This is a genomic window from Streptomyces sp. SAI-127, from assembly GCF_029894425.1.
Taxonomy (GTDB): Bacteria; Actinomycetota; Actinomycetes; order Streptomycetales; family Streptomycetaceae; genus Streptomyces.
Genome location: NZ_JARXYJ010000001.1, coordinates 2,992,472 through 3,017,937, shown reverse-complemented (window position 1 = coordinate 3,017,937; position 25,466 = coordinate 2,992,472). Strand labels below are relative to the sequence as shown.

Genomic DNA, 25,466 nt, shown 5'->3' with positions numbered 1-25,466 from the left:
TGCTCGCACCACCCGCGGTGCCGCGCGCTCCGGGCACGCCGCCGCGAGGCCTCCTGTCCCAGGAGGGTGCCTGCCGCGCGGCTGCCTGACCGTTGCCACGCGATGGCCGACGGGTGTCGATCGGCTGTACAGCATGTGCCCGGTCCCGTACGCCTCGTGATCGGGCCTGTCCGGCGGAGCACAGTAGCCGGACATGGACGACGCGGCCACCCCGTGCGCAAGGATGGTGGCCATGAACGCCATCATCTCCGCATCCGAACTCGCGAGCGGCCTGGCCGGCCCGAACCCGCCCGTCCTGCTCGATGTCCGCTGGCAGCTGAGCGTGGCCAAGGCGGCCGGTGAGCCGCCCTTCGACGGCCGGGCCGAGTACGCGGCCGGGCACATCCCGGGCGCGGTCTACGTTGACCTGGACCGGGAGTTGGCCGGCCCGGCCGGCACCGGCGGGCGGCACCCGCTGCCCGACCTCGTCGAGTTCGGCGCCGCGATGCGCCGGGCGGGTGTCTCCTCGGGCAGGCCGGTGGTCGTGTACGACGGCGGACAGGGCTGGGCGGCCGCCCGCGCGTGGTGGCTGCTGCGCTGGACGGGTCACCCGGACGTGCGAGTCCTCGACGGCGGGTTGCCGTCCTGGCAGGGGTCGCTGCAGTCCTCCGTGCCGGGTCCGGCACTTGCCGAGGGCGACTTCGAGCCGGTGCCCGCGGCGGCCGGTCTCCTCGACGCCGACGCGGCCGCTGCGCTGGCCCGCGCGGGGGTGCTGCTGGACGCGCGCGCGGGGGAGCGGTACCGCGGTGAGGTGGAGCCGATCGACCGCGTCGGCGGCCACATCCCCGGCGCCCGGTCCGCGCCCACCACGGACAACGTCGGCCCGGACGGCCGCTTCCTGCCCGCGGAGGAGCTGAACGCCCGCTTCAAGGCCCTCGGTGCCGGCGACGACACCGAGGTCGGCGTCTACTGCGGCTCCGGCGTCTCCGGCGCCCACGAGGTCCTGGCCCTGGCGGTCGCGGGCATCCCGGCGGCGCTGTACGTCGGTTCCTGGTCGGAGTGGTCCTCGGACCCGGAGCGCCCGGTCGCCGTGGGACCGGATCCCCGGTAGCCCGCCCCTGTCCGGACCGCGAGAAAGGGCCGCACCCGGTGAGCGCGGCCCTCTTCCTCGTACGACCGACTACTCCTGCTTCTTCCGCCGCGTCCCGAACACGATCTCGTCCCAGCTCGGAACCGCCGCTCTACGGCCCGGACGGACGCCGTCCGCCTCGGCCTGGCGGTCGGTCGCGCCGATGAGGCGGTCGCGGTGGCTGGCCACCGAACGCGGCATGAGGACGTCCGCGTAGGCGGAACCGGCCGAGGCCGCGGGAGCCGGCGGCTCCTCCACCTCGGGCTCCGGATCGGGCGTTTCCTCGGCGGTCGCCGGCTCGGACGGCCGCTCCGGTACGACCATGTCGCCCCGGAAGCTCGGTACCGCCTCCAACAGGCTGGTCAGCGAGTCCCGTTCAGCGACGGCCTCCTCGACGGGCTCGGCCGGGGGCAGGCTCGGCCGGTCCAGGGCGCGGTCCAGCGGACGGTCGCGCGGCAGCCGTGCGATACGCGGCACGAACGGAAAGCTGGGCTCCGGCGCGCCGAGGTCCTCGGACTCGCCGATCAGCGAGCGCGCCTCCTCGTCGACGGCCTGGACGAGCCGCCGGGGCGGGTCGTAGGTCCAGCTCGCCGAGTGGGGTTCGCCCGCGACGCAGTAGACCAGCAGAACCTCCCAGGTGCCGTCGTCACGGCGCCACGAGTCCCACTGGACGGTGTCCTTCTCGGCGCCGCGCAGCAACAGCCGCTCCTGGACGGCCTCGCCGAGCTGCGGTCCGGCGTTCTCGCCGGGCCGGCGGACCGGAGTCTTGCGGGCTCGTTCGGCCATGAAGGCGCGCTCAGCGAGCACAGGGCCCTCGAAGCGCCGTACACGGTCTACGGGGATACCTGCGAGCTGGGCTACCTCTTCCGCGGTGGCACCGGCGCGTATACGCGCCTGGATGTCGCGGGGACGGAGATGGCTTTCGACCTCGATCTCGATCTGACCGAGTCGCGGACGGTCGCCGCGCACCGCTGCGCGCAGCCGCTCGTCGATCGGAAGCGTGTACTCCGTTGAGTCGGCAGCCTTCAGCACCAGCCGTGTGCCGTCATTCGAGACGGCCACGACACGCAGTTCGGGCATGGGGACCTCCCGGGTGGTGCCTGCCGACGTCACGTGCGTCGCTGCTTCCGCTAGTCGAGTGTGACCTGCCCGGGTGCAGCCTGCCACAACCTTGCCGAGTTGCCCGGCGTGTCGGGCACAGGCCCTGTATCGCCGTTATGGCACGGTTACTTATTCGCAACGCTGAGTGACCAACTCCGTCACCCTGTGCAACTAGCCCCCTCCCGGCGCCCTTTGAGATTCACGGACGCCCTGGCGGGAGACCGTACCCAGGGCTCGCAACAGTACTCCATTTGGGCCACCTGCGTGGATTGGCGCGCCACTCAACTTCGTTCAAGAAACGGCGCCCGGCCGTCCGTTGAGCGGTTTTCGGGATCTTGCACGTGGCGTACTTCACGGAATCGCCAGAAACGGAACTATTGGCATCCCGCGTACGTACGTCGATCGTCCCGCTACGGCCCCAACACCCGCCGCAGGTAGTCGTTCTGAAAGCGCCGTTCGGGGTCGAGCCGGTCCCGCAGCGCGGTGAACTCGCCGAAGCGCGGGTAGACCCCGGCGAAGTACTCCGCGTCGCGCGTGTGCACCTTGCCCCAGTGCGGGCGCCCCTCGTGCGCCGTGAAGATCCGCTCGGCGGTCGTGAAGTACGCCTGGTACGGCGTCCCCTTGACCATGTGGACCGCGATGTACGCGCTGTCCCGGCCCGAGGCGGTGGACAGCGTGATGTCGTCGGCGGGCGCGGTGCGCACCTCCACGGGGAAGCTGACCTTCAGTCCGGAGCGCTCGATCATCGTCCTCAGTTCGCGCAGCGTTTCGACGACGGCCTCGCGCGGGACGGCGTACTCCATCTCCACGAACCGCACCCGGCGGGGCGATGTGAAGACCTTGTACGGGATGTCGGTGTAGGTCCGCGCGGACAGCGCCTTGCTGGAGATCCGTGCGATCGAGGGGATCGTGCCCGGCACCGCGCGGCCGACCCACTGGGCCACCTGGAACACACCGTTGGAGAGGAACTCGTCCTCGATCCAGCCCTGGAGCTGCGGCACCGGCTTCTCGGGCCCCGCGCTGCGGTTGTTGCGCTTGGTGTTGGTGCTGCCGGTGTGCGGGAACCAGTAGAACTCGAAATGCTCGTTCTCGGCCCAGAGTTCGTCGAAGGCGCTGGTGACCTTGTCGAAGCTCATGGGCTCCTCGCGGGCCGTGAGCAGGAAAATGGGCTCGACGGCGAACGTGATCGCGGTGACGATGCCGAGCGCGCCCAGGCCGATCCGGGCGGCCGCGAAGACCTCGGGATTCTCCTTCTCGGAGCAGCTGAGGACCGAACCATCGGCCGTGACCAGCTCAAGTCCCCTGATCTGGGCGGCTATCGAGCCCGACTCGCGGCCCGTGCCGTGCGTGCCGGTGCTGGTGGCCCCGGAGACCGTCTGCTCCATGATGTCGCCCATGTTGGTCAGCGACAGGCCCTCGCGCGCGAGAGCCATGTTGAGCCTCTTGAGCGGCGTACCCGCCTCCACCGTGACGGTCATGGCGCCCCGGTCAATGTTGCGGATGCCGGTCAACAGTTGAGGGCGGATCAACACACCGTCGGTCGCGGCTATCGACGTGAAGGAGTGCCCGGTGCCGACCGCCTTCACCTTGAGACCGTCCTCGGCGGCCTTCCGCACGGCAGCCGCCAGCTCGTCGACCGAGGCGGGCGTGACCTCCCGGGCGGGACGCGCGGCCACATTGCCGCCCCAGTTACGCCACGTGCCGTTCTTCGCGCTCGCTGCCGTGCTCAACGCTGCCTCCCCGACGTGGAGCCGGCCTGCTGAGCCGGCGGTACCCCAGGAAACCGACCGCGACCGCGACGGCCCCGGACACCGCCGGAACCCCGTACCCGGCGCGCGCACCGGCCGCGTCGATCACCCAGCCGGCCACGGAGGAGCCGAGCGCGACCCCCACCGCGAGCCCGGTACTGATCCAGGTCATCCCCTCGGTCAGTTGCGCGCGTGGTACGTGCTGCTCGATCAGGGACATCGTCGTGATCATCGTGGGAGCGATGGACAGGCCCGAAACGAACAGCGCCACGGCCAGAAACGGCAAGTTTCCGACCAGTAGGAGGGGGATCATACTCACGGCCATGGCGCATATGCCCAGCAGCCAGCGAGGTTCGGGCCGTCCCCCGAAGTGCAGCAGCCCGAACACGAGGCCCGCGAGGCAGGACCCCGCCGCGTAGAGGGCGAGCACGAGGCTCGCGGCCCCCTTGTGGCCCTGCTCGTCGGCGAAGGCCACGGTGACCACGTCCACCGCCCCGAAGATCGCCCCGGTCGCCACGAAGGTGGCCACCAGGACCTGCAGGCCCGGTGCACGCAGTGCCGTGCGGCCGCCGTCGTGCTCGCGCGGGTGCGGGGCCGGTTCGGTGGCCCGCTGCGCGGTCAGCCAGAAGACGCCGACCGCCAGGAAGCAGGCGGCGAGCAGCGGACCCGCCTCCGGGAACCAGGCCGTGGACAGCCCGATGGAGATGATCGGCCCGAAGATGAAGCAGACCTCGTCGACGACGGACTCGAAGGAGTACGCGGTGTGCAGCTGCGGGGTGCCGCGGTACAGGGCCGCCCACCGTGCGCGGATCATCGCGCCGAGACTCGGCACCGAGCCGATGCCGACGGCGCACACGAACAGCACCCAGTCCGGCCAGCGGAAGTGCGCGGCGAGCAGCATCCCGGCGGACGCCACCAGCGCGACGAGCGTCGCCGGGCGCAGCACCCGCCGCTGGCCGTGCAGGTCCACCAGCCGGGAGACCTGCGGGCCGATCGCCGCGGCGGCCAGCGCGATGGTGGCCGACAGGGTGCCCGCGAGGCCGTACCTGCCGGTGAGCTGGGAGATCATCGTGACCACGCCGATGCCCATCATCGACAGCGGCATCCGGCCGACGAAGCCCGCGGCGGCGAAACCCTTGGAGCCGGGGGCGCCGAACAGGGCGCGGTAGGGGCTGGGCACAGGGGTTCTCCGGTCGGCCGGTGAGCAGCGGCTCGGGCAGTGGTAAGGCGCGAATGCGCCTCATACAGCTTACGAGTGAGGCGACCCTAACGCACCCGGTCGGCCGGGAACCCGGGTGGTCACCCCGCCGTTTCCCGGCTGTCAGCACCGGATGACAGGATCGACCCATGCGAGACGCGCTCGATGCCACCCCCTACGACGCCCTGCTCCTGCTCTCGTTCGGAGGCCCCGAGGGCCCCGACGACGTGGTCCCGTTCCTGGAGAACGTGACGCGCGGGCGCGGCATCCCCAAGGAACGCCTGAAGGGAGTCGGCCGGCACTACTTCCTGTTCGGCGGGGTCAGCCCCATCAACGACCAGAACCGCGCCCTGCTGGACGCCCTGCGCAAGGACTTCGCGGACCACGGCCTGGGCCTGCCGATCTACTGGGGCAACCGCAACTGGGCGCCCTACCTCACCGACACCCTGCGCGAGATGATCGCCGACGGCCACCGCCGCATCCTGGTCCTCGCCACCAGTGCCTATGCCTCCTACTCGGGCTGCCGCCAGTACCGCGAGAACCTCGCCGAGGCGCTGGCGGTCCTTCAGGCCGAGGGCCTGGAGCTGCCGAGGATCGACAAGCTGCGGCACTACTTCAACCACCCGGGTTTCGTGGAACCCATGGTCGACGGGGTGATCGAGTCCCTCGCCGAGCTCCCCGAGGGCGTCCGCGACGGCGCCCACGTCGCCTTCTCGACCCACTCGATCCCGAACGCGTCGGCGGACACCTCCGGTCCGGTCGAGGGCCATGGCGAGGGCGGCGCGTACGTCGCGCAGCACCTGGAGGTCGCCCGGCTGATCGCGGACGCCGTCCGTGAGCGCACCGGCGTCGACCACCCCTGGCAGCTCGTCTACCAGTCGCGCTCCGGCGCCCCGCACATCCCGTGGCTGGAGCCCGACATCTGCGACCACCTGGAGGAGCGCCACGGATCCGGCGTCCCGGCCGTGGTGATCGCCCCCATCGGCTTCGTCTCCGACCACATGGAGGTCCTCTACGACCTCGACACGGAGGCGAAGGCCAAGGCCGAGGAGCTGGGCCTGCCGATGCGCCGCTCGGCGACCGTCGGCGACGACCCGCGGTTCGCCGCCGCGATCCGCGACCTGGTCCTTGAGCGGGCCGGGGTGGAGCGCGGGCAGGAGGTCACGCCCTGCGCCCTCGGCGCACTCGGGGCCGACCACAACGTCTGCCCGGTCGGCTGCTGCCCGGCCCGTGCCGCCAAGCCCGCAGCCGCGGGCGTCGACAGCCCGTACGCGTGAGGAGCCACGTGACCGACCCCCTGCACGCGGAACTGCTTCGGCTCGCCCAGGAGGCGGCCCGTCGCGCCGGCGCCCTGCTGCGGGACGGCCGTCCGGCCGACCTCGCGGTCGCCAGGACCAAGTCCAGCCCCATCGACGTGGTGACGGAGATGGACATCGCGGCGGAGAAGCTGATCACGGACCTGATCTCCGAGCACCGCCCGGACGACGGCTTCCTCGGCGAGGAGGGCGCCTCCACCGAGGGCACGAGCGGTATCCGCTGGGTGATCGACCCCCTCGACGGTACGGTCAACTACCTCTACGGGCTGCCGACCTGGTCCGTCTCCATCGCGGCCGAGCAGGGCGGCGAGACCGTCGTGGGAGTGGTCGCGGCGCCGATGCGCGGCGAGACGTACCACGCGGTCCGGGGCGAGGGCGCCTGGGCCACGGGCGCGTGGGAGGGCGAGCGCAGGCTGACGTGCCGCCCGGCGCCGCCCCTGGACCAGGCCCTGGTGTCGACGGGCTTCAACTACGTCACCGAGGTCCGCACCCACCAGGCCGAGGTGGCCCAGAAGCTGATCCCCTTGCTCCGCGACATCCGCCGCGGCGGCTCGGCGGCGGTCGACCTGTGCGACCTGGCCGCAGGCCGCCTGGACGGCTACTACGAGCGGGGTCTGAACGCCTGGGACTACGGGGCGGGCGACCTCGTCGCCCGGGAAGCGGGCGCCCTGACCGGCGGCCGCCCCGGAGAACGCCCGAACCCCGGCCTCACCGTCGCCGGCACCCCCGGGGTCTTCGAGCCCCTCCAGGAGCTCCTGGAGGGCTTCGGCGCCTGGCACGACTGACGGACCGACTCCGGACCAACACGAGGTGAACGCGTCCGGACCCCGACGCGGCGGACCCCCGGCGCTGGATTCGCCGGGGGTCCGCCGTCGTGCCGCGAAGCCGATCAGACGCTAGGCGCTGACCTCCACACCGTGTTCGGCGGCGAGGCGGCGCAGGTCGTCGAGCTCTCCCTGCTCCACCTCGACGAGGAAGTCGTCGCCCTCGTTGCGAGCCCGTGTCAGATCGGTCTCGGTCGCCCTTATGCGCTGCAGAAGTCCTGCGGTGAATGCGTCCATGCTGCGCCCCCTCGTCCTGGGTCGTGGGTCGGTGGCACGGGGGTGTGCCGTTCGGAAGGGGCGATCACGTCTCCTGTAGGTGCCCAGCGCTGCCCTGCCGGGCGGCGACGGTGCCGGACACCCACGCCCGCTCTGCGGAAGCGGATCGCGTCGTGCCGCATGGTGGTACGGCACATGCAGAGCGTGATCGCGGGGTGTAAAGCCGTCCTCCCCCCGCTCCTTCCGACGGAAACCTCAACCGCGCGAGAAAATCCCGCATTCCCGCTCTCACACCCGTCTTTCAGCTGCCGCTCACCCGGCTTACAGCCGACTTATGGCCGAAAAGGGCAGGATGGAGGCCAACACTCACCCGGACCCCTGCCCGCGCGTTCCCGAAACGCGCTACGCGGGTGGACACAGGAAGGACAAGCGACGTGCGCGTACTCGTCGTCGAGGACGAGCAACTGCTCGCCGATGCGGTGGCCACCGGACTGCGCCGGGAGGCCATGGCCGTCGACGTCGTGTACGACGGTGCGGCCGCCCTGGAACGCATCGGAGTCAACGACTACGACGTGGTCGTCCTCGACCGCGACCTCCCCCTGGTCCACGGCGACGACGTCTGCCGCAAGATCGTCGAACTCGGCATGCCCACGCGCGTGCTGATGCTCACGGCGTCCGGCGACGTCAGCGACCGTGTCGAGGGTCTGGAGATCGGCGCCGACGACTATCTGCCCAAGCCCTTCGCGTTCAGCGAGCTGACGGCACGCGTGCGTGCCCTCGGCCGGCGCACCAGCGTGCCGCTGCCGCCGGTCCTGGAGCGCGCCGGGATCAAGCTCGACCCGAACCGCCGCGAGGTCTTCCGCGACGGCAAGGAGGTCCAGCTCGCCCCCAAGGAGTTCGCCGTCCTGGAGGTGCTGATGCGCTCCGAGGGCGCCGTCGTCTCCGCGGAGCAGCTCCTGGAGAAGGCCTGGGACGAGAACACCGACCCCTTCACCAACGTGGTGCGGGTGACGGTCATGACCCTGCGCCGCAAGCTGGGCGAACCCGCAGTGATCGTCACCGTCCCCGGCTCCGGCTACCGGATCTGATAACCCGTGGCCTCGACTCCCGCTCCTCCCCAGGCACCTCCGAAGCCCACCTGGGACCCCAGGCGGCCGGCACCGCCGCTGCCGTGGCTGCGCCCGACCATCCGCATAAGGCTCACGCTGCTGTACGGCGGCATGTTCCTGATTGCCGGCATTCTGCTGCTGTCGATCATCTACCTGCTTGCCGCGAACGCGTTGAACGTGGGGAGCAACCTGCCCTTCAAGATCGTCTCGGGCGGGGTGACCAGTGACATCTGCAAGCTGTCGGGCACTGAGCTGCCGGCGGACGAGCTCAACCACGCGCTGAACCAGTGCGTCAACGACCAGCGCCAGCACGCCCTGGACAACCTCCTCAGTCGCTCACTGCTGGCCCTGCTCGGCCTCGCGATCATCGCCTTCGCCTTCGGCTACGCGATGGCGGGACGCGTCCTGTCGCCGCTCGGCCGGATCCTGCGCACCGCGCGCTCGGTGGCGGGCTCGGACCTCTCCCGCCGTATCGAGCTGGACGGCCCGGACGACGAGATCAAGGAACTGGCCGACACCTTCGACGACATGCTGGAGCGCCTGGAGCGGGCCTTCACCGCCCAGCAGCGCTTCGTCGGCAACGCCTCGCACGAGCTGAGAACCCCGCTGGCGATCAACCGCACGCTCCTGGAGGTGCATCTGTCGGATCCGGCGGCACCCGTGGAGCTGCAGCAGCTGGGCAAGACGCTGCTGGCCACCAACGAGCGCAGTGAACAGCTCGTGGAGGGTCTGCTGCTGCTCGCCCGCAGCGACAACCAGATCGTCGAGCGCAAGCCCGTGGACCTCGCCGAAGTCGCCGAGCAGGCGGTCGACCAGGTGTACGGCGAGGCGGAGGCCAAGGGCGTGGCGATCCGCGGCGACCGGAACACTGCGGTCGTCCAGGGCAACGGCGTCCTCTTGGAGCGAATCGCCCTGAACCTGGTGCAGAACGCCGTGCGCTACAACGTGCCCGAGGACGGCTGGGTCGAGGTGACCACGGAGGTCCAGCACGGTCACGCGGTGCTCACGGTGTCCAACACGGGCCCGGTCGTGCCGGCGTACGAGGTCGACAATCTCTTCGAGCCGTTCAAGCGGCTGCGGGGCGCCGACCGCACCGGCAGCGACAAGGGCGTCGGGCTCGGCCTGTCCATCGTGCGGTCCGTGGCGCGGGCGCACGGCGGGCACATCACCGCTCAGCCGCGCGAAGGGGGTGGGCTCGTGATGCGAGTCACCCTTCCGGTCTGAGACCATGGCCCCCGCACTGAGATCGATACACAGGGATGTTCGCTTTGCGCGGAATTTTCTGGGCACCTGTTGGACCGCCCCATGTGTGATCGATCACAAGGGAGATTTTCCGGCCATCTACTCTCCGTGATCATGCACCCTGTCGGAAAGCCGGGATAATCCGGGTTTTCAGGGGTCCTGATCACGGGAAGTACACGGTGAGACGCCTTTGAAGTGCGGGATTCGGACCGTGTACGGTCCCGATCGCCATCCAACCCGATCACTCAAGAGGAGTCCGGTTGGGTGTCGATTGAGTAACAGACCTTGATGTGAGGCAAAATCTCCGCCTCGGGTCGGGCACAAGTCCGGCCTCTCACGCGTTACGTGCGCTGGAGACACCGCAGACACCCAGAGGGGGAGAGCGACATGGCTACGGATTACGACACCCCACGCAAGACCGACGACGACGTCGACTCGGACAGCCTTGAAGAGCTCAAGGCCCGTAGGAACGACAAGTCGACCTCCGCAGTGGACGTCGACGAGTTCGAGGCCGCCGAAGGCCTGGAACTGCCCGGAGCGGACCTCTCGAACGAAGAGCTGGCCGTCCGGGTACTGCCCAAGCAGCAGGACGAGTTCACTTGCATGAGCTGCTTCCTGGTGCACCACCGCAGCCAGCTGGCCCGGGAGAAGAACGGCCAGCCGATCTGCCGCGACTGCGACTGAGGGCGGGTCGGGCATGACTGGCTCGACCCCACCTTGGAAGCGCCGCTCTCCCCGGCAGGGAGCGGACCAGGGGCCGTCCGACGGCCCTCACCGCGCGCGTGACGACGAGCGGGGCTCTTCCGACACGGGAGCCTCGCTCGAACCGGTGGCCGACCGGGCTGACCTCCCGGCGCCGACCGATACGACCAGGACGCCCGCGCCCGTCGCCAGACGACGGGCGGCGGCGGTCCGGGACAGGGCCCGGGAAGGGGTCCGCAAGGGCGGCAGCCGGGCCAGGGCGGGTCTGGCGTACCTGGCCGACCGGATCATCGAGATCGCCCCGCGTGTCCCCGTACGGGACCTCGCGACCCTCCGCCGCCAGTTCCCCGGCCTCGGCCCCGAAGAACTCGCGGACAAGCTTGTCACGGGTGCTGCCAGCGCCACGGCGACGGTCGGAGCGGGGGTCGGAGCGGCGGCGATGCTTCCCGTGCCGCCGGCGATGCCGACCGAACTGGCCGCCGAGATCACCGGTGTGGCCGCGATCGAGCTGAAGCTGATCGCCGAACTCCACGAGGTCTACGGCGTACGGCCGCCCGGGAACCTCAAGGAGCGCAGCACCGCGTATCTGAACTCCTGGTCGGGAGAGCGCGGGATCGACGCGAGGAAGCCGTCGACCGTGAGCGGCGCGCTCAACAGCCAGATGAAACAGCAGCTGCGGCAGCAGATCATGAAGCGGACGATCCGCGACCTGCCGAACCTGATGCCGTTCCTGGTCGGCGCGGCTGTCGGCGCGGTCATGAACCGCCGGGACACCAGAAAGCTCGCCGAGCGGATCCGTAAGGATCTGCGCAGGATGCAGGTGCCGTGGGACGAACTGCCCCGGCTCCCGGCCCTGGAGACGCCTGCACATCCGCTGCAGCTGGAGAAGTAAGACTTCCGTGAGACTCGGGGCTCCACCGTCCGGACGGACGGGTGAAGTCCTGCACGAATGTTCTAGGCGGCGGCCGTCCGGGCGGCCTTCAGCGCCTCGGCCAGCAGCTCCGGCTCCCGCGTCGACAGATACAGATACGGCGTCGGGTCGTCCGGGTCGGTGACCTCCACCTTCAGCGCCCTGGGAATGTAGGAGCGCAACAGCAGGAAGGCGCGGGTGTCGGCCTTGTGGGTCCGCCAGGCCCGGGCCTCCTCCGGGTCCAGGATCTCCGCCTCGCCCAGCGCCGCCACCGGGATCTTCGCCTCGCCCGCGATGAGGGAGTCACCGACGACGCGGATGCGCAGCGAGCCGTAGGAGCTCGCGAGGATCGCTGCCACGGCGGTGCCACCGACCAGGCCGCCGAGCAGCGGAAGCGTCCCGAAGGGCAGCAGGATCAGCGCGAAGGCGACCCCGACCAGGAAGGAGATCAGCCACCAGGAGCGGGGGGCGGTGAGACGTTCGTCGTACGGGGCGGCGGAGGGCTGCATGGAACCAAGCTTGGCACGGTGTCCGGACCGGCTCGACGCGCGGGTAAGGTCTGCGCCTGTGAGTGGTACTTCCCCGGCTCTCAAGCCTCCCGCCGACGCGGCGCAACCTCTGCGACACCAGGACGCTCCCGCGCCCGGTGAGCTGCTCGGTGCGCACTACGGCCAGTGTTTCGGCTGTGGCGGCGAGCAGTCCCACGGGCTGCACCTGGAGGCGCGGGCCGGCGAGGGGGTCTCGGTCACCGCTGAGTTCACGGTGCGCCCCGCCCACCAGGGCGCTCCCGGGCTCGCGCACGGCGGCGTGCTCGCGACCGCCCTCGACGAGACCCTGGGCTCGCTCAACTGGCTGCTGCGCACCATCGCCGTGACCGGGCGTCTGGAGACCGACTTCGTACGGCCGGTGCCCGTGGGCACGGTGCTGTATCTGGAGGCCGAGGTGACGGCGGTGGCCGGGCGGAAGATCTACTCGACCGCGACCGGCCGGATCGGCGGACCCGAGGGGCCCGTGGCGGTCCGTGCCGACGCCCTGTTCGTCGAGGTCAAGGTCGACCACTTCATCGACAACGGCCGCCCGGAGGAGATCCGGGCCGCCATGGACGACCCGGACCAGGTCCGGCGTGCCCGTGCCTTCGAGGTGAACCCGTGAGCCGTGACCCCCTGAACGTGCTGATCCGGCGCGTCGACCCCGACGTACCGCTTCCGGCGTACGCGCACCCCGGTGACGCGGGAGCCGATCTGCGGACCACCGAGAGCCGTGAACTCAAGCCGGGAGAGCGGGCCGTACTCCCCACCGGGGTGTCTGTGGCGCTGCCGGAGGGGTACGCGGCCTTCGTGCACCCTCGATCCGGTCTCGCCGCCCGCTGCGGTGTCGCTCTCGTGAATGCCCCGGGGACGGTTGATGCCGGGTACCGTGGGGAGATCAAGGTGATCGTGGTGAATCTCGACCCGCACGAGTCGGTGCGGTTCGAGCGCTTCGACCGGATTGCCCAACTCGTCGTCCAGCAGGTCGAGAGGGTCCGCTTCCAGGAGGTCGCGGAGCTTCCCGACTCGGCGCGGGCCGAGGGGGGCTTCGGGTCCACCGGCGGTCACGCCGCCGTGGGCGACGGGGGCGATACAAGCGCTGAGGCCGCCGTGGGCGGCACAACGGGTGGGAATCGATACGCTTCGGTCGTATCCGACCGGGAAGGACAGTGACGTGTTCGGACGTCGCAAGAAGAAGGGTGCCGCCGAGGACGCGGCCGGCGAGGCCGAGCAGGTCGTCGACAGCGTCGACACTGAGGCGGACGACGTAGAGCGCGAGCGCGTACGGCTCGAGCCGGAGCCGCGCCCCGACGGGCCCTGGGACGACACCGAGGTCCGTGACCCCGCCGAGGGTCGCGTGGACCTGGGCGGTCTGTTCGTGCCGGGTGTCGACGGCATGGAGCTGCGGGTCGAGGTCGCGGGCGACGCCATCGTCGCGGCCACCGTCGTACTGCGCGACAGCGCCATCCAGCTGCAGGCCTTCGCGGCTCCCAAGCGGGAGGGCATCTGGGGCGAGGTGCGCGAGGAGATCGGCTCCGGCATCACCCAGCAGGGCGGCATCGTCGACGAGGTCGAGGGTCCGCTGGGCTGGGAGCTGCGTGCCCAGGTGCCGGTGCAGCTGCCGGACGGCACGGGCGGCTTCCAGGTCGTGCGGTTCGTGGGTGTGGACGGTCCGCGCTGGTTCCTGCGCGGGGTGATCTCGGGCCAGGGTGCGGTGCAGCCGCAGGCGGCCGGGCTGCTCGAGCAGATTTTCCGGGACACCGTCGTGGTCCGCGGCGAGGGCCCGATGGCGCCCCGCGACCCGATCGTCCTCAAGCTGCCGAACGACGCCCAGATGGTCCCCGAGGGCGTCCAGCAGCAGGACGAGGGCTCCCGCTTCTCCGGCGGGATGGGCCAGTTGCAGCGCGGACCGGAGATCACCGAGGTCCGCTAGTCGTACGACGTCGAGGGCCGTACCCCGTGAGGGGGTGCGGCCCTTTTCCGTGCGCGGGACCTTGACGCCGTATTGGTCTGTACCTACGGTCATCCGCCAACGCCTATGTTCATAGGGGCGCCTTACGTTCACATACGAGAACGGAGTCGCTATGCGTCATTCCGTACGGCTGGTGGTCGTCACCGCGTTCGCCGTGGGTGTCCTCGCAAGACCCGCCGACGCCGCCCCCACCGCCCCCGCCGCTTTCGTCCATCCCGGAGCCACGGTCTCGAAAGGGCAGTTGGACTTCGTCCGCAGCAAGGTCGACGCAGGTGCCCAGCCATGGAAGGGTGCCTTCGACACGATGCTGGCGAGCAAGTACGCGGACCTGAACCGCACGCCCAAGCCGCGGGCGGTCGTCGAGTGCGGGTCGTACTCGAACCCGAACCACGGCTGCACCGACGAGCGCGAGGACGCGATCGCCGCCTACACCGATGCCCTCGCCTGGTACATCACCCGGGACGAGCGGTACGCCAAGAAGGCCATCCAGCTCATGGACGCCTGGTCGGCGGTGATCACGGATCACACCAACAGCAACGCGCCCCTGCAGACCGGCTGGGCCGGCTCCTCGTGGCCCAGGGCGGCCGAGATCATCAAGTAACACGTACACCGGGAGTTGGGCGAACTCCGGACGCTTCGCGACCATGCTCCGCAGCGTCCATCTGCCCGAGATCATCAACGGCTCGAACTCCAACGGGAACTGGGAGCTGTCGATGATGGAGGCGGCCGTCGGCATCTCCGTCCTCCTCGAGGACAAGTCGTCGTACGACAAGGCCATGGCGAAGTTCCGCACCCGTACCGCGGCCTACGTCTATCTGGACTCCGACGGCGAGTTGCCGAAGACCGTGCCGAGCCAGAACCTCAACACCCGGGAAAAGATCGTCAATTACTGGCAGGGGCAGTCCACCTTCGTCACCGGGCTCACCCAGGAGACCTGCCGGGACCTCACGCACACCGGGTACGGCATCTCCGCGATCTCGCACGTCGCCGAGACGAGCCGTATCCAGGGTCAGGACCTGTACGGCACGGATGTGGGCGAGCGGCTGCGGCAGGCGCTGGGGTTCCAGGCCAGGTACGAGATGGGCACTGCCGTACCGAGTTGGCTGTGCGGCGGGTCGCTGAAACTCGGGCTCGGGCCGGTCACGGAGGTGGGGTACAACGCACTGCACCACAGGCTTGGCATGGGCATGACTAACACACAGGCGCTGACCGAGCGGAACCGCCCGGCCGGCAGCAACAACCTCTTCGTGGCCTGGGAGACGCTCAGCCACGGGGACAACCCGAACTGAAACCGTTGAAGGCCGGGCGCCGGACGGTGATACTGGCGCCCGGTTCCACGAGTTCACGGGGTTCGCGGGTTTTACGGGTTTCACGGGGGAGAGCGCAATGACTCAGGTGGTCACGGAGACCATGGTGCGGGTCGAGGACATCCACAGGTCGTTCGGCGAGGGGGCCGCCGCGGTGCACGCGCTGCGTGGGGTCTCCTTCGAGGTGCCGCGCGGTGAACTCGTCGCCCTCAAGGGGCGTTCGGGATCCGGGAAGACGACGCTCCTCAACATCGTCGGCGGGCTCGACCGGCCCGACCGGGGACGGGTCGAGCTCGACGGGGTCGACATCGCCGGGCTGGACGAGGACGGGCTGCTGGCGCTGCGCCGGGACCGCATCGGCTTCGTCTTCCAGTCCTTCGGGCTCATCCCGATCCTCACCGCCGCGGAGAACATCGGCGTTCCGATGCGACTGCGCCGGGTGGACGCACGCGCGCGTGAGGAGCGCGTCGAGCTGCTGCTGGCCCTGGTCGGCCTCGCGGAGCACGCGAAGCAGCGCCCCGGTGAGCTCTCCGGCGGCCAGCAGCAGCGCGTCGCCATCGCCCGTGCCCTCGCCAACAACCCCTCGCTCCTCGTCGCCGACGAGCCGACCGGCCAGTTGGACGCGGAGACCGGGCACGCCGTCATGGAGCTGCTGCGAGCCGTCGTACGCAGCGAGAACGTCACCGCGCTGGTGGCCACGCATGACGCGACCCTGCTGGATCTGGCGGATCGGGTGCTGGAGCTGGGGGACGGGGAGATCGTGGGGCACTGAGCGCGGCGCTCGCGGTGACGGCTGGGGCCGACTGGAGGAGCTCTGGGTCGCCCACGCCGCACTATGGGGCAAGCTCCGATGTGCTGCGCGGGCTCCAACCGCTCCTGACCTTTGAGGGCCACACCAGGTCCTGGCCTTCCCGCACCCTCCGCGCAGCGGTGAGCCGCAGCTGCTGGACCTCCAGGCGGCGGGTGTGACCGAGGACGCCGTGATGTAGCCGGGCCGAGCTGATCGAGGACCCGGAGAAGCTGTGGCTGCGCCCGGCGCTCGCGTGGCTCGGAATCGCCGAGCCCGGAGCCCCTGGGCACTGCTCGGGGACCGCGCGGGGCTGGTGGCGTAGCCTCCCGGTCCCGTCCGCGTTCCCCGGCCGGGGCGTTCGCCCGAGGGGCGCGTCAGAGTTGCGTCAGAGGCGGCCCTCCGCGCGTCGGCCGCGTGGCTCGTCCCCGCCGAACCTGGCCTCGGGGCGCTGCTCGGGACTGCGCGGGGCCGGTGACCCAGCCTCCCGGTACCGTCCGGGTGCTCCGGCCGGGCCTCCGCCTGAGGGGCACGTCAGTTGCGTCGCAGGCGGCCTCCCATTCCGGCCCCCGGGTGCCCGCAGGCGGCCTCCCATTCCGGCCCCTGGCGCCGGTCGGGGGCTGCGCCCGGGCCGGTGACGCAGGCTCCGGTACCTTCCGTGCTCCCCAACCGGGCCTTCGCCCGAGGACCGCGTCAGAGTTGTGTCAAAGGCTGGCTCCGTGTCGGTCCCGGGCCCCTTTGCCGGGATTGTTGGCCGTAAGGTCGGCGCTGCGTAGGCAGTAGTGAGCGGAAGACAATGGGCCCATGGGACGCGGCAGGCTTCGGATCTATCTCGGTGCGGCACCGGGCGTCGGCAAGACGTACGCGATGCTGTCCGAGGCACACCGCAGGGTCGAGCGGGGGACCGACTGTGTCGTGGGCTTCGTGGAGCACCATGGGCGGCCGCGCACCGAGGTGATGCTGCACGGCCTCGAAGAGGTCCCGCGCAGGGAGCTGGGGTACCGGAACGCCGTCTTCACCGAGATGGACGTCGACGCCGTACTGCGCCGTGCCCCCGCCGTCGCCCTGGTGGACGAACTCGCCCACACCAACATTCCGGGCTCGCGCAACGCCAAGCGCTGGCAGGACGTGGAGGAACTGCTGGCGGCCGGGATCGACGTGGTCTCGACCGTGAACATCCAGCATCTGGAGTCGCTGGGCGACGTCGTCGAGTCGATCACCGGAGTGCGGCAGCAGGAGACGGTGCCCGACGAGTTCGTACGCCGGGCCGAACAGATCGAGCTTGTCGACATGTCGCCGCAGGCGCTGCGGCGGCGGATGGCGCACGGCAACGTCTACAAGCCGGACAAGGTCGACGCGGCCCTGTCGAACTACTTCCGGCCCGGCAACCTCACCGCCCTGCGGGAACTGGCGCTGCTGTGGGTGGCCGACCGGGTCGACGAGTACCTCAAGCAGTACCGCAGCGATCACCGGGTCTCGAAGATCTGGGGTTCCAGGGAACGGATCGTGGTCGGACTGACCGGGGGACCGGAGGGCCGGACGCTGATCCGGCGGGCCGCGCGGCTGGCCGAGAAGGGCGCAGGCGGCGAGGTCCTCGCCGTCTACATAGCCCGCAGCGACGGGCTGACCTCCGCCTCGCCCAAGGAACTCGCCGTCCAGAGGACCCTCGCCGAGGACCTTGGTGGAACCTTTCACCATGTCATCGGCGACGACATACCGGCCGCGCTGCTCGACTTCGCACGAGGCGTCAACGCCACGCAGATCGTCCTCGGCTCCTCCCGCCGCAAGACCTGGCAGTACGTCTTCGGACCCGGTGTCGGCGCGACCGTGGCCCGGGAGTCCGGGCCCGACCTGGACGTGCACATCGTCACCCACGACGAGGTCGCCAAGGGGCGTGGACTGCCCGTCGCCCGGGGCGCGCGGCTCGGGCGGGCCCGGATCCTGTGGGGCTGGCTGGTCGGCCTGGCGGGCCCGGCGCTCCTGACGATCCTCCTCACCACCGTCGACCTCGGCCTCGCCAACGACATGCTGCTGTTCCTGGCGGTCGTCGTGGCCGCGGCTCTGCTGGGCGGACTCTTCCCGGCGCTCGCCTCGGCCGCGGTCGGCTCGCTGCTGCTGAACTACTTCTACACACCGCCCCTGCACCGCTGGACCATCGCCGACCCGAAGAACATCGTCGCCATCGTGATCTTCGTGGGCGTCGGCATCTCGGTGGCCTCCGTGGTCGACCTCGCCGCCCGCCGCACCCACCAGGCCGCCCGGCTGCGGGCCGAGTCGGAGATCCTGTCCTTCCTCGCCGGGAACGTGCTGCGCGGCGAGACCCGTCTGGAGGAGCTCCTGGAGCGCGTCCGGGAGACCTTCGGCATGGAGTCGGCGGCCCTGCTGGAACGGGCGAGCGAGGTCGAGCCGTGGACCTGCGCGGGCCGGGCGGGGATCGGACCGCCCGTGGAGCGGCCCGAGGACGCCGACGTCGACATGCCGGTCGGGGACCACATGGCGCTCGCGCTCACCGGCCGGGTGCTGCCCGCCGAGGACCGCCGGGTGCTGGCCGCCTTCGCCGCCCAGGCCGCCGTCGCCCTGGACCGCCGCAGGCTTCAGGAGGAGGCCGACCGGGCCCGCACGCTCGCCGAGGGCAATCGCATCCGTACGGCGCTCCTGGCCGCCGTATCGCATGATCTGCGGACGCCCCTGGCCGGGATCAAGGCGGCCGTCTCGTCGCTGAGGTCCGACGACGTGGCGTGGTCCGAGGAGGATCAGGCCGAGCTCCTGGAGGGCATCGAGGAGGGCGCCGACCGGCTCGACCATCTCGTGGGCAACCTGCTCGACATGTCCCGCCTCCAGACCGGCACGGTCACCGCGATCATCCGGGAGATCGACGTCGACGAGGTGGTGCCGATGGCCCTCGGCGGGGTGCCCGACACAAGCGTGGAGCTGGACGTCCCGGAGACCCTGCCGATGGTCGCCGTCGACCCGGGGCTCCTGGAGCGGGCGGTGGCCAACCTGGTCGAGAACGCCGTCAAGTACAGCCCGCCCGGCAATCCCGTCCGGGTGTCCGCAAGCGCCATCGCCGACCGCGTCGAGGTACGGGTCGTCGACCGCGGCCCCGGAGTCCCCGACGAGGCCAAGGAGCGCATCTTCGCGCCCTTCCAGCGTTACGGTGACGCCCCGCGCGGTGCCGGTGTGGGGCTCGGGCTCGCGGTGGCCCGGGGCTTCGCGGAGGCCATGAACGGCACCCTCAACGCCGAGGACACGCCCGGCGGAGGCCTCACCATGGTGCTGACGCTGCGCGCGGCGGACGCGCACGCGGAGCTCCTCGAAGCACCCTTCGCAGAAGCAGAAGCAGAAGCAGAAGCAGAAGCAGAAGCAGAAGCAGAAGCAGAACCCGAAAGGCAGGCCACATGACCAGAGTGTTGGTCATCGACGACGAGCCGCAGATCGTGCGCGCCCTCGTGATCAACCTCAAGGCGCGCAAGTACGAGGTCGACTCGGCGCACGACGGCGCCACCGCGCTCCGGATCGCCGCCGCCCGCCACCCCGACGTGGTCGTCCTCGACCTGGGCCTGCCCGACATGGACGGCGTCGAGGTGATCAAGGGGCTGCGCGGCTGGACCCGGGTGCCGATTCTCGTGCTGTCCGCCCGGCACTCCTCCGACGAGAAGGTCGAGGCGCTGGACGCGGGCGCCGACGACTACGTCACCAAGCCCTTCGGCATGGACGAGCTGCTGGCCCGCCTCCGGGCCGCCGTGCGCCGCGCGGAGCCCACCGGGGGCGGCGAGGAGGATGTCCTGGTGGAGACCGACGAGTTCACCGTCGACCTGGCCGCGAAGAAGGTCCAGAAGCACGGCAGGGACGTACGCCTCACCCCCACCGAGTGGCACCTCCTCGAGGTGCTGGTGCGCAACACCGGCCGGCTGGTCGGCCAGAAGCAGCTCCTCCAGGAGGTCTGGGGACCGTCCTACGGGACGGAGACGAACTACCTGCGGGTCTACATGGCCCAGTTGAGGCGGAAGCTGGAGGCGGACCCCTCGCATCCCAAGCACTTCATCACGGAGCCGGGTATGGGATACCGGTTCGAGAAGTGAGTTGCGGGGTCGGCTGGGGGTCCGGGGGTCGTCCCCCGGGGGATGCGGCATCACGGAGCCGGGTATGGGATACCGGTTCGAGAAGTGAGCTGCGGGGTCGGCTGGGGGTCCGGGGGTCGTGCCCCGGGGGATGCGGCATCACGGAGCCGGGTATGGGATACCGGTTCGAACGCCAGTGCTGCGGGTACAACGCTGTCGGCGCACCCCGGTAGGCTTTCGGATATGAGTGCTGTTCCGCGTTCCGAGAAGCCGGTGGGCCGGTTCCGGCGCATGCTCGACCGGCTCTCCTCGTCGCAGGAGGACCTGGAGTCCGAGGAGCTGCGGGAGGACACCGAGACCGCAGGCTGCACCCGGATAGGCGACTGTCACGACCGCCAGATCGTGACAGTTACTGGTACCTTGCGCACGGTCACCCTGCGGCCGCGCGCGGGCGTCCCGGCCCTGGAGGCCGAGCTGTTCGACGGCTCCGCCGCCCTGGACGTGGTGTGGCTCGGCAGGCGCTCCATCGTCGGGATCGAGCCGGGGCGCAAGCTGATCGCCTCCGGGCGGATCTCGATGAGCCGGGGCCGCCGGGTGCTGTTCAATCCGAAATACGAACTCCGACCCGTGGGACGGGAGTAGCCGGTGACGTCTCTCGACAAGCCGACCGAAGACACTCAGGCCGATGACGCACGGGCGGTGACCGAGGCAGCCCTGTTCGAAGCGTTCGGCGGCGTCCGGGGCATGGTCGAGACGGTTCTGCCGGGCCTGCTCTTCGTCACGATCTTCACGATCAACAAGGACCTGCACCTGTCGGCGATCGCCGCGCTCGCGGTGTCGCTGCTGCTGGTCGTGGTCCGCCTGGTGATGCGGGACACCGTCAAGCACGCCTTCAGCGGTGTCTTCGGCGTCGCCTTCGGTGTCGTCTTCGCGATGATGACGGGCAACGCCAAGAACTTCTATCTGCCGGGCATGCTGTACACGCTGGGCCTCGGCCTGGCCTACGTCATCACGACCCTCGCGGGTGTGCCGCTGATGGGGCTCATCCTCGGCCCGGTCTTCAAGGAGAACCTCTCCTGGCGGACCCGCAACCCGGGCCGCAAGAAGGCCTACTCCAAGGCCAGTTACGCCTGGGGCGCGATCCTGCTCGCCAAGTGCGCGATCCTCTTCCCGCTGTACTGGTGGGCCGACACCGCGCAGCTCGGCTGGGTCCTGGTCGCCCTCAAGATCCCGCCCTTCCTGCTGGCCGTATGGCTGACCTGGGTCTTCCTCGCGAAGGCGCCGGCTCCGATCGACGTGTTCGCGGAGATGGAGGCGGAGGAGAAGGCCGAGGAGGAGCGCAAGGCGGCGCAGGCCGCGGAGCGTGGGGACTCGGAGGCCGCTGCCGGGCGGCATCGGCGCGAGGCGTAGTTCCCGGTAGTTCCGTTACGACGACGGAGGGCGCCCTGCACACGCAGGGCGCCCTCCGTCGTCGTACCCCTCGAAGACCTCAGCCCGTCGCGTCCTCGCGGCGCACCGACAGCAGGTCCTCCAGTTGCTCCTCGCGGGCCTGGGCGGCCACGAACAGGAGTTCGTCGCCCGCCTCAAGGGAGTCCTCCCGCGACGGGGTGAGGACGCGGGTGCCGCGGATGATGGTGACCAGGGAGGTGTCCTCGGGCCACTCCACGTCGCCGACCGTCGTGCCGGCCAGGGCCGACTCCTCCGGCAGCGTCAGCTCGACCAGGTTCGCGTCGCCGTGGCTGAAGCGGAGCAGGCGGACCAGGTCGCCGACGCTCACCGCCTCCTCGACCAGGGCGGACATCAGGCGCGGGGTGGAGACGGCGACGTCCACGCCCCAGGACTCGTTGAACAGCCACTCGTTCTTCGGGTTGTTCACACGGGCGACGACCCGCGGGACGCCGTACTCCGTCTTCGCCAGCAGGGAGACGACCAGGTTGACCTTGTCGTCGCCCGTCGCGGCGATCACCACGTTGCAGCGCTGGAGCGCGGCCTCGTCCAGGGAGGTGATCTCGCAGGCGTCGGCGAGCAGCCACTCCGCCTGCGGGACGCGCTCGACCGAGATGGCGGTCGGCGCCTTGTCGATGAGAAGGACCTCGTGGCCGTTCTCCAGCAGTTCGCCCGCGATCGAGCGGCCGACCGCACCGGCACCGGCAATGGCGACCCTCATCAGTGACCGCTCTCCTCTTCGGGGCCCTCGGCGAAGGACGCCTCGACCTTCTCGATGTCGTCCGTGCGCATCATCACGTGCACCAGGTCGCCCTCCTGCAGCACGGTCTGCGAGGTGGGCAGGATCGCCTCGCCGAGGCGGGTCAGGAACGCCACCCGGACGCCCGTCTCCTCCTGCATCTTGCTGATCTTGTGGCCGACCCAGGCGGTCGAGGCGTGCACCTCGGCCAGCTGGACCCCACCGGTGGGATCACGCCACAGCGGCTCCGCGCCGGACGGCAGCAGCCGGCGCAGCATCTGGTCCGCGGTCCAGCGGACCGTGGCCACCGTCGGGATGCCCAGGCGCTGGTAGACCTCGGCGCGCCGGGGGTCGTAGATCCGGGCCGCGACGTTCTCGATGCCGAACATCTCGCGGGCCACGCGCGCGGCGATGATGTTGGAGTTGTCGCCGCTGGACACCGCGGCGAAGGCGCCGGCCTCCTCGATGCCCGCCTCGCGCAGGGTGTCCTGATCGAAGCCGACCCCGGTGACACGGCGACCGCCGAAACCGGAGCCCAGTCGTCGGAAGGCGGTGGGGTCCTGGTCGATCACGGCGACCGTGTGCCCCTGTTGCTCCAGGGTCTGGGCGAGAGCGGAACCCACTCTCCCGCAGCCCATGATGACGATGTGCACGACCGTCCTTCCGGTGTCAATAAGTACTGCTCAGCCACATCAGGGTCTCAGACCGACGCCCAAGCTACACACGGGCGGTAGGACGACGGCACCCCTGTGCACGGTTGCCCTGACTTCGTGTCGGTCAACGGCGGCTGATGCTGCGGACGCTCGCCAGAGTCAGGATGCCGAGGCCGACGAGGGTGGCCGCGGCGCCGATCAGCTCTGCGGTCGTGTGCATGGGACCTCCGGGGACAGTAAGGGGCGGGGTCTTGTCATATAGGCATGCCGCCTCTCTCACCTGCGGAATCCGTAGCCGGAGCGGGTCCGGATTTCACCCGGAGAGCAGATGCGGGGTGCCGGGTGGTTGCTCGCCCGTTCGAACGCTTACGCTTCACTGTTGTGTCCAAACTGACCGACGTGCCCAAACGGATCCTGATCGGGCGCGCACTGCGCAGTGATCGGCTCGGCGAAACGCTCCTGCCGAAGCGCATCGCCCTCCCCGTCTTCGCCTCCGACCCGCTGTCCTCCGTGGCGTACGCGCCCGGCGAGGTGCTGCTGGTCCTGTCCATCGCGGGTGTGTCGGCCTACCACTTCAGCCCCTGGATCGCGGTCGCGGTCGTCGTGCTGATGTTCACGGTGGTCGCCTCCTACCGGCAGAACGTGCACGCCTACCCGAGCGGCGGCGGCGACTACGAGGTGGCCAACACCAACCTCGGCCCCAAGGCGGGCCTCACGGTCGCCAGCGCCCTGCTCGTCGACTACGTCCTCACGGTCGCCGTCTCCATCTCCTCCGGCATCGAGAACCTCGGCTCGGCGGTCCCCTTCGTCGTCGAGCACAAGGTGCTCTGCGCGATCGCCGTGATCGTGCTGCTGACGCTGATGAACCTGCGCGGCATGAAGGAGTCCGGCTCGCTGTTCGCGATTCCGACGTACGTCTTCGTCACGGGCGTCTTCATCATGATCGCGTGGGGCGCGTTCCGCGGTCTGGTACTGGGCGACACCATGCGGGCACCGACGGCGGACTACCACATCAAGGCCGAGCACCAGGGCCTGGCCGGATTCGCCCTTGTCTTCCTGTTGCTGCGCGCCTTCTCCTCCGGCTGCGCCGCGCTCACCGGCGTCGAAGCCATCTCCAACGGCGTACCGGCCTTCCGCAAGCCCAAGTCGAGGAACGCGGCGACCACGCTCGCGATGATGGGCCTGCTCGCCGTCACCATGTTCTGCGGGATCATCGCGCTGGCCATGGTCACCAAGGTCCGCATGGCGGAGAACCCGGCCGTCGACCTGATCCACAACGGCGTCGCGCTCGGTTCCGACTATGTGCAGAACCCGGTGATCTCCCAGGTCGCCGAGGCCGTCTTCGGCAAGGGCAGCTTCCTGTTCATCGTGCTCGCCGCGGCCACGGCGCTGGTGCTGTTCCTCGCCGCGAACACCGCCTACAACGGCTTCCCGCTGCTCGGCTCGATCCTCGCCCAGGACCGCTACCTCCCGCGCCAGTTGCACACCCGCGGCGACCGCCTCGCCTTCTCCAACGGCATCGTGCTGCTGGCCGGTGCGGCCGGACTCCTGGTGTGGATCTACGGCGCCGACTCGACCCGGCTGATCCAGCTCTACATCGTCGGCGTGTTCGTGTCCTTCACGCTCAGCCAGACCGGCATGGTCCGGCACTGGAACCGCCACCTGGCCACCGAGAAGGACGCCGCTAAGCGGAGCCACATGATCCGCTCCCGCGCGATCAACGCCTTCGGCGCCTTCTTCACCGGGCTCGTCCTGGTCGTCGTCCTGGTCACCAAGTTCACCCACGGTGCCTGGGTGGCGCTGCTCGGGATGTGCATCTTCTACGCGACGATGACGGCGATCCGGAAGCACTACGACCGCGTCTCCGAGGAACTCGCGGCGCCCGAGGGCCCGAGCGACGACAGCCTGCGGCCGTCCCGCGTCCACTCCGTCGTCCTGATCTCCAAGATCCACCGCCCGGCGCTGCGGGCGCTGGCGTACGCCAAGCTGATGCGCTCGGACTCGTTGGAGGCGTTGAGCGTCAACGTCGACCCGGCCGAGACCAAGGCCCTGCGCGCCGAGTGGGAACGGCGCGGGATCGACGTACCGCTGAAGGTCCTGGACTCGCCGTACCGCGAGATCACACGGCCGATCATCGACTATGTGAAGGGGTTGCGGAAGGAGTCGCCGCGAGACGCGGTGTCCGTGATCATCCCCGAGTACGTGGTCGGGCACTGGTACGAGCATCTGCTGCACAACCAGAGCGCGCTCCGGCTCAAGGGCCGGCTGCTGTTCACGCCGGGGGTCATGGTGACCTCGGTGCCCTATCAGCTCCAGTCCTCGGAGGCGGCGAAGAACCGCGCTCGCAGGCGGCAGGAGTGGAACGCGCCCGGCTCGGTGCGGCGCGGTCCGGCCGAGCAGCGGGCGAAGGAGACGCCGGCGCCGAAGTAGACTGGATGGCTGTCGTCTCGGCCGCTTTGCTTTTGTGTCCGGCCGATTCGTGTCCGGTCCTTTCGTGGCC

The 25,466-nt window shown here is 70.2% G+C and carries 23 protein-coding genes and 1 pseudogene; 17 read left to right on the top strand and 7 right to left on the bottom strand.

The features are described from left to right. Nucleotides 1-232: 232 nt before the first annotated feature. Nucleotides 233-1,090: a sulfurtransferase gene (locus tag M2157_RS13730; protein WP_280865389.1), complete on the top strand. Its 858-nt coding sequence runs from the start codon at nucleotides 233-235 to the stop codon at nucleotides 1,088-1,090. A gap of 69 nt (nucleotides 1,091-1,159) precedes the next feature. On the opposite strand, the gene sepH is transcribed toward M2157_RS13730, so the two are convergent. The 3 genes from sepH to M2157_RS13715 all read right to left on the bottom strand — a co-directional run bounded on the left by sepH (nucleotide 1,160) and on the right by M2157_RS13715 (nucleotide 5,137). Then, entirely contained in the window at nucleotides 1,160-2,188 is a 1,029-nt protein-coding gene (gene sepH / locus M2157_RS13725) for a septation protein SepH (RefSeq protein ID WP_280862159.1), read from the bottom strand. 431 nt (nucleotides 2,189-2,619) lie between these two features. Then, on the bottom strand, nucleotides 2,620-3,939 hold the full coding sequence (locus tag M2157_RS13720) for a D-arabinono-1,4-lactone oxidase (protein ID WP_280862158.1): 1,320 nt from the start codon (nucleotides 3,937-3,939) through the stop codon (nucleotides 2,620-2,622). After that, nucleotides 3,899-5,137 (bottom strand): MFS transporter, encoded by a 1,239-nt coding sequence (locus tag M2157_RS13715; RefSeq protein WP_280862157.1) that lies wholly within the window; start codon nucleotides 5,135-5,137, stop codon nucleotides 3,899-3,901. Before M2157_RS13715 ends, M2157_RS13720 begins: the two co-directional genes overlap by 41 nt. A 167-nt stretch (nucleotides 5,138-5,304) precedes the next feature. On the opposite strand from M2157_RS13715, the gene M2157_RS13710 reads away from it, so the two are divergent. Together M2157_RS13710 and M2157_RS13705 are read left to right on the top strand one after the other, a co-directional pair. Next, on the top strand, nucleotides 5,305-6,432 hold the full coding sequence (locus M2157_RS13710; RefSeq protein WP_280865388.1) for a ferrochelatase: 1,128 nt from the start codon (nucleotides 5,305-5,307) through the stop codon (nucleotides 6,430-6,432). An 8-nt stretch (nucleotides 6,433-6,440) separates the two neighbouring features. Beyond that, nucleotides 6,441-7,256 (top strand): inositol monophosphatase family protein, encoded by an 816-nt coding sequence (locus M2157_RS13705; protein WP_280862155.1) that lies wholly within the window; start codon nucleotides 6,441-6,443, stop codon nucleotides 7,254-7,256. Nucleotides 7,257-7,367: 111 nt separating this feature from the next. Here the strand turns inward: M2157_RS13705 and M2157_RS13700 are convergent, their stop codons facing one another. Then, nucleotides 7,368-7,532, bottom strand: a complete 165-nt coding sequence (locus M2157_RS13700) for a hypothetical protein (RefSeq protein ID WP_020121920.1) — start codon at nucleotides 7,530-7,532, stop codon at nucleotides 7,368-7,370. Nucleotides 7,533-7,945: 413 nt separating this feature from the next. Between M2157_RS13700 and M2157_RS13695 the strand changes: the two genes are divergently transcribed. The 4 genes from M2157_RS13695 (at nucleotide 7,946) to M2157_RS13680 (ending at nucleotide 11,456) form a co-directional block, all read left to right on the top strand. Next, the gene (locus tag M2157_RS13695; protein ID WP_030605557.1) at nucleotides 7,946-8,599 is read left to right on the top strand and encodes a response regulator transcription factor; all 654 of its coding nucleotides are present in this window, start codon (nucleotides 7,946-7,948) and stop codon (nucleotides 8,597-8,599) included. 6 nt (nucleotides 8,600-8,605) lie between these two features. Then, nucleotides 8,606-9,844: a HAMP domain-containing sensor histidine kinase gene (locus tag M2157_RS13690; protein WP_280862154.1), complete on the top strand. Its 1,239-nt coding sequence runs from the start codon at nucleotides 8,606-8,608 to the stop codon at nucleotides 9,842-9,844. 405 nt (nucleotides 9,845-10,249) lie between these two features. Further along, the gene (locus tag M2157_RS13685) at nucleotides 10,250-10,546 is read left to right on the top strand and encodes a DUF4193 domain-containing protein (RefSeq protein WP_005481602.1); all 297 of its coding nucleotides are present in this window, start codon (nucleotides 10,250-10,252) and stop codon (nucleotides 10,544-10,546) included. A gap of 13 nt (nucleotides 10,547-10,559) precedes the next feature. Continuing rightward, nucleotides 10,560-11,456, top strand: a complete 897-nt coding sequence (locus M2157_RS13680; RefSeq protein WP_280862153.1) for a hypothetical protein — start codon at nucleotides 10,560-10,562, stop codon at nucleotides 11,454-11,456. A gap of 62 nt (nucleotides 11,457-11,518) precedes the next feature. Here M2157_RS13680 and M2157_RS13675 read toward each other — a convergent pair whose 3' ends face one another. Further along, on the bottom strand, nucleotides 11,519-11,983 hold the full coding sequence (locus M2157_RS13675) for a DUF3093 domain-containing protein (protein WP_280862152.1): 465 nt from the start codon (nucleotides 11,981-11,983) through the stop codon (nucleotides 11,519-11,521). 58 nt (nucleotides 11,984-12,041) lie between these two features. Between M2157_RS13675 and M2157_RS13670 the strand changes: the two genes are divergently transcribed. From M2157_RS13670 to M2157_RS13630, 9 genes and pseudogenes are all read left to right on the top strand, one after another. Then, the gene (locus M2157_RS13670) at nucleotides 12,042-12,626 is read left to right on the top strand and encodes a PaaI family thioesterase (RefSeq protein WP_280862151.1); all 585 of its coding nucleotides are present in this window, start codon (nucleotides 12,042-12,044) and stop codon (nucleotides 12,624-12,626) included. Continuing rightward, nucleotides 12,623-13,174 carry a dUTP diphosphatase gene (gene dut, locus M2157_RS13665; RefSeq protein ID WP_069761727.1) on the top strand — a complete coding sequence of 184 codons (552 nt, stop codon included), beginning with the start codon at nucleotides 12,623-12,625 and terminating at the stop codon, nucleotides 13,172-13,174. Before M2157_RS13670 ends, dut begins: the two co-directional genes overlap by 4 nt. Nucleotide 13,175: 1 nt before the next feature. Further along, nucleotides 13,176-13,934, top strand: coding sequence for a DUF3710 domain-containing protein (locus M2157_RS13660; RefSeq protein WP_057611270.1), 759 nt, complete (start codon nucleotides 13,176-13,178; stop codon nucleotides 13,932-13,934). A gap of 151 nt (nucleotides 13,935-14,085) precedes the next feature. Continuing rightward, nucleotides 14,086-15,262: pseudogene (locus tag M2157_RS13655) on the top strand (alginate lyase family protein). A gap of 97 nt (nucleotides 15,263-15,359) precedes the next feature. Next, complete coding sequence (locus tag M2157_RS13650) at nucleotides 15,360-16,052, top strand: ABC transporter ATP-binding protein (RefSeq protein WP_062036008.1); 693 nt, start codon at nucleotides 15,360-15,362, stop codon at nucleotides 16,050-16,052. An 819-nt stretch (nucleotides 16,053-16,871) separates the two neighbouring features. Then, the gene (locus M2157_RS13645; protein ID WP_280865387.1) at nucleotides 16,872-19,469 is read left to right on the top strand and encodes a sensor histidine kinase KdpD; all 2,598 of its coding nucleotides are present in this window, start codon (nucleotides 16,872-16,874) and stop codon (nucleotides 19,467-19,469) included. Further along, entirely contained in the window at nucleotides 19,466-20,149 is a 684-nt protein-coding gene (locus M2157_RS13640; protein WP_280862149.1) for a response regulator, read from the top strand. Before M2157_RS13645 ends, M2157_RS13640 begins: the two co-directional genes overlap by 4 nt. Nucleotides 20,150-20,371: 222 nt before the next feature. Beyond that, entirely contained in the window at nucleotides 20,372-20,770 is a 399-nt protein-coding gene (locus M2157_RS13635) for an OB-fold nucleic acid binding domain-containing protein (protein ID WP_037710883.1), read from the top strand. A gap of 3 nt (nucleotides 20,771-20,773) precedes the next feature. Then, entirely contained in the window at nucleotides 20,774-21,538 is a 765-nt protein-coding gene (locus M2157_RS13630; RefSeq protein ID WP_280862148.1) for a DUF3159 domain-containing protein, read from the top strand. Nucleotides 21,539-21,617: 79 nt separating this feature from the next. On the opposite strand, the gene M2157_RS13625 is transcribed toward M2157_RS13630, so the two are convergent. Both M2157_RS13625 and M2157_RS13620 read right to left on the bottom strand, forming a co-directional pair. Beyond that, entirely contained in the window at nucleotides 21,618-22,295 is a 678-nt protein-coding gene (locus M2157_RS13625; RefSeq protein WP_057611264.1) for a TrkA family potassium uptake protein, read from the bottom strand. Further along, nucleotides 22,295-22,966, bottom strand: coding sequence for a TrkA family potassium uptake protein (locus tag M2157_RS13620; protein ID WP_057611263.1), 672 nt, complete (start codon nucleotides 22,964-22,966; stop codon nucleotides 22,295-22,297). The genes M2157_RS13625 and M2157_RS13620 overlap by 1 nt, the downstream gene beginning before the upstream one ends. A 381-nt stretch (nucleotides 22,967-23,347) precedes the next feature. Between M2157_RS13620 and M2157_RS13615 the strand changes: the two genes are divergently transcribed. After that, nucleotides 23,348-25,396, top strand: coding sequence for an APC family permease (locus tag M2157_RS13615; protein ID WP_280862147.1), 2,049 nt, complete (start codon nucleotides 23,348-23,350; stop codon nucleotides 25,394-25,396). Nucleotides 25,397-25,466 lie beyond the last annotated feature (70 nt).

Bases quoted from the DNA above. Each gene is read 5' to 3' on its own strand.
- sepH (WP_280862159.1), bottom strand. From the start codon at position 2,188: ATGCCCGAACTGCGTGTCGTGGCCGTCTCGAATGACGGCACACGGCTG.
- M2157_RS13675 (WP_280862152.1), bottom strand. From the start codon at position 11,983: ATGCAGCCCTCCGCCGCCCCGTACGACGAACGTCTCACCGCCCCCCGC.
- M2157_RS13730 (WP_280865389.1), top strand. From the start codon at position 233: ATGAACGCCATCATCTCCGCATCCGAACTCGCGAGCGGCCTGGCCGGC.
- M2157_RS13640 (WP_280862149.1), top strand. From the start codon at position 19,466: ATGACCAGAGTGTTGGTCATCGACGACGAGCCGCAGATCGTGCGCGCC.
- M2157_RS13625 (WP_057611264.1), bottom strand. From the start codon at position 22,295: ATGAGGGTCGCCATTGCCGGTGCCGGTGCGGTCGGCCGCTCGATCGCG.
- M2157_RS13680 (WP_280862153.1), top strand. From the start codon at position 10,560: ATGACTGGCTCGACCCCACCTTGGAAGCGCCGCTCTCCCCGGCAGGGA.
- M2157_RS13710 (WP_280865388.1), top strand. From the start codon at position 5,305: ATGCGAGACGCGCTCGATGCCACCCCCTACGACGCCCTGCTCCTGCTC.
- M2157_RS13685 (WP_005481602.1), top strand. From the start codon at position 10,250: ATGGCTACGGATTACGACACCCCACGCAAGACCGACGACGACGTCGAC.
- M2157_RS13650 (WP_062036008.1), top strand. From the start codon at position 15,360: ATGACTCAGGTGGTCACGGAGACCATGGTGCGGGTCGAGGACATCCAC.
- M2157_RS13700 (WP_020121920.1), bottom strand. From the start codon at position 7,532: ATGGACGCATTCACCGCAGGACTTCTGCAGCGCATAAGGGCGACCGAG.
- M2157_RS13645 (WP_280865387.1), top strand. From the start codon at position 16,872: ATGGGACGCGGCAGGCTTCGGATCTATCTCGGTGCGGCACCGGGCGTC.
- M2157_RS13635 (WP_037710883.1), top strand. From the start codon at position 20,372: ATGAGTGCTGTTCCGCGTTCCGAGAAGCCGGTGGGCCGGTTCCGGCGC.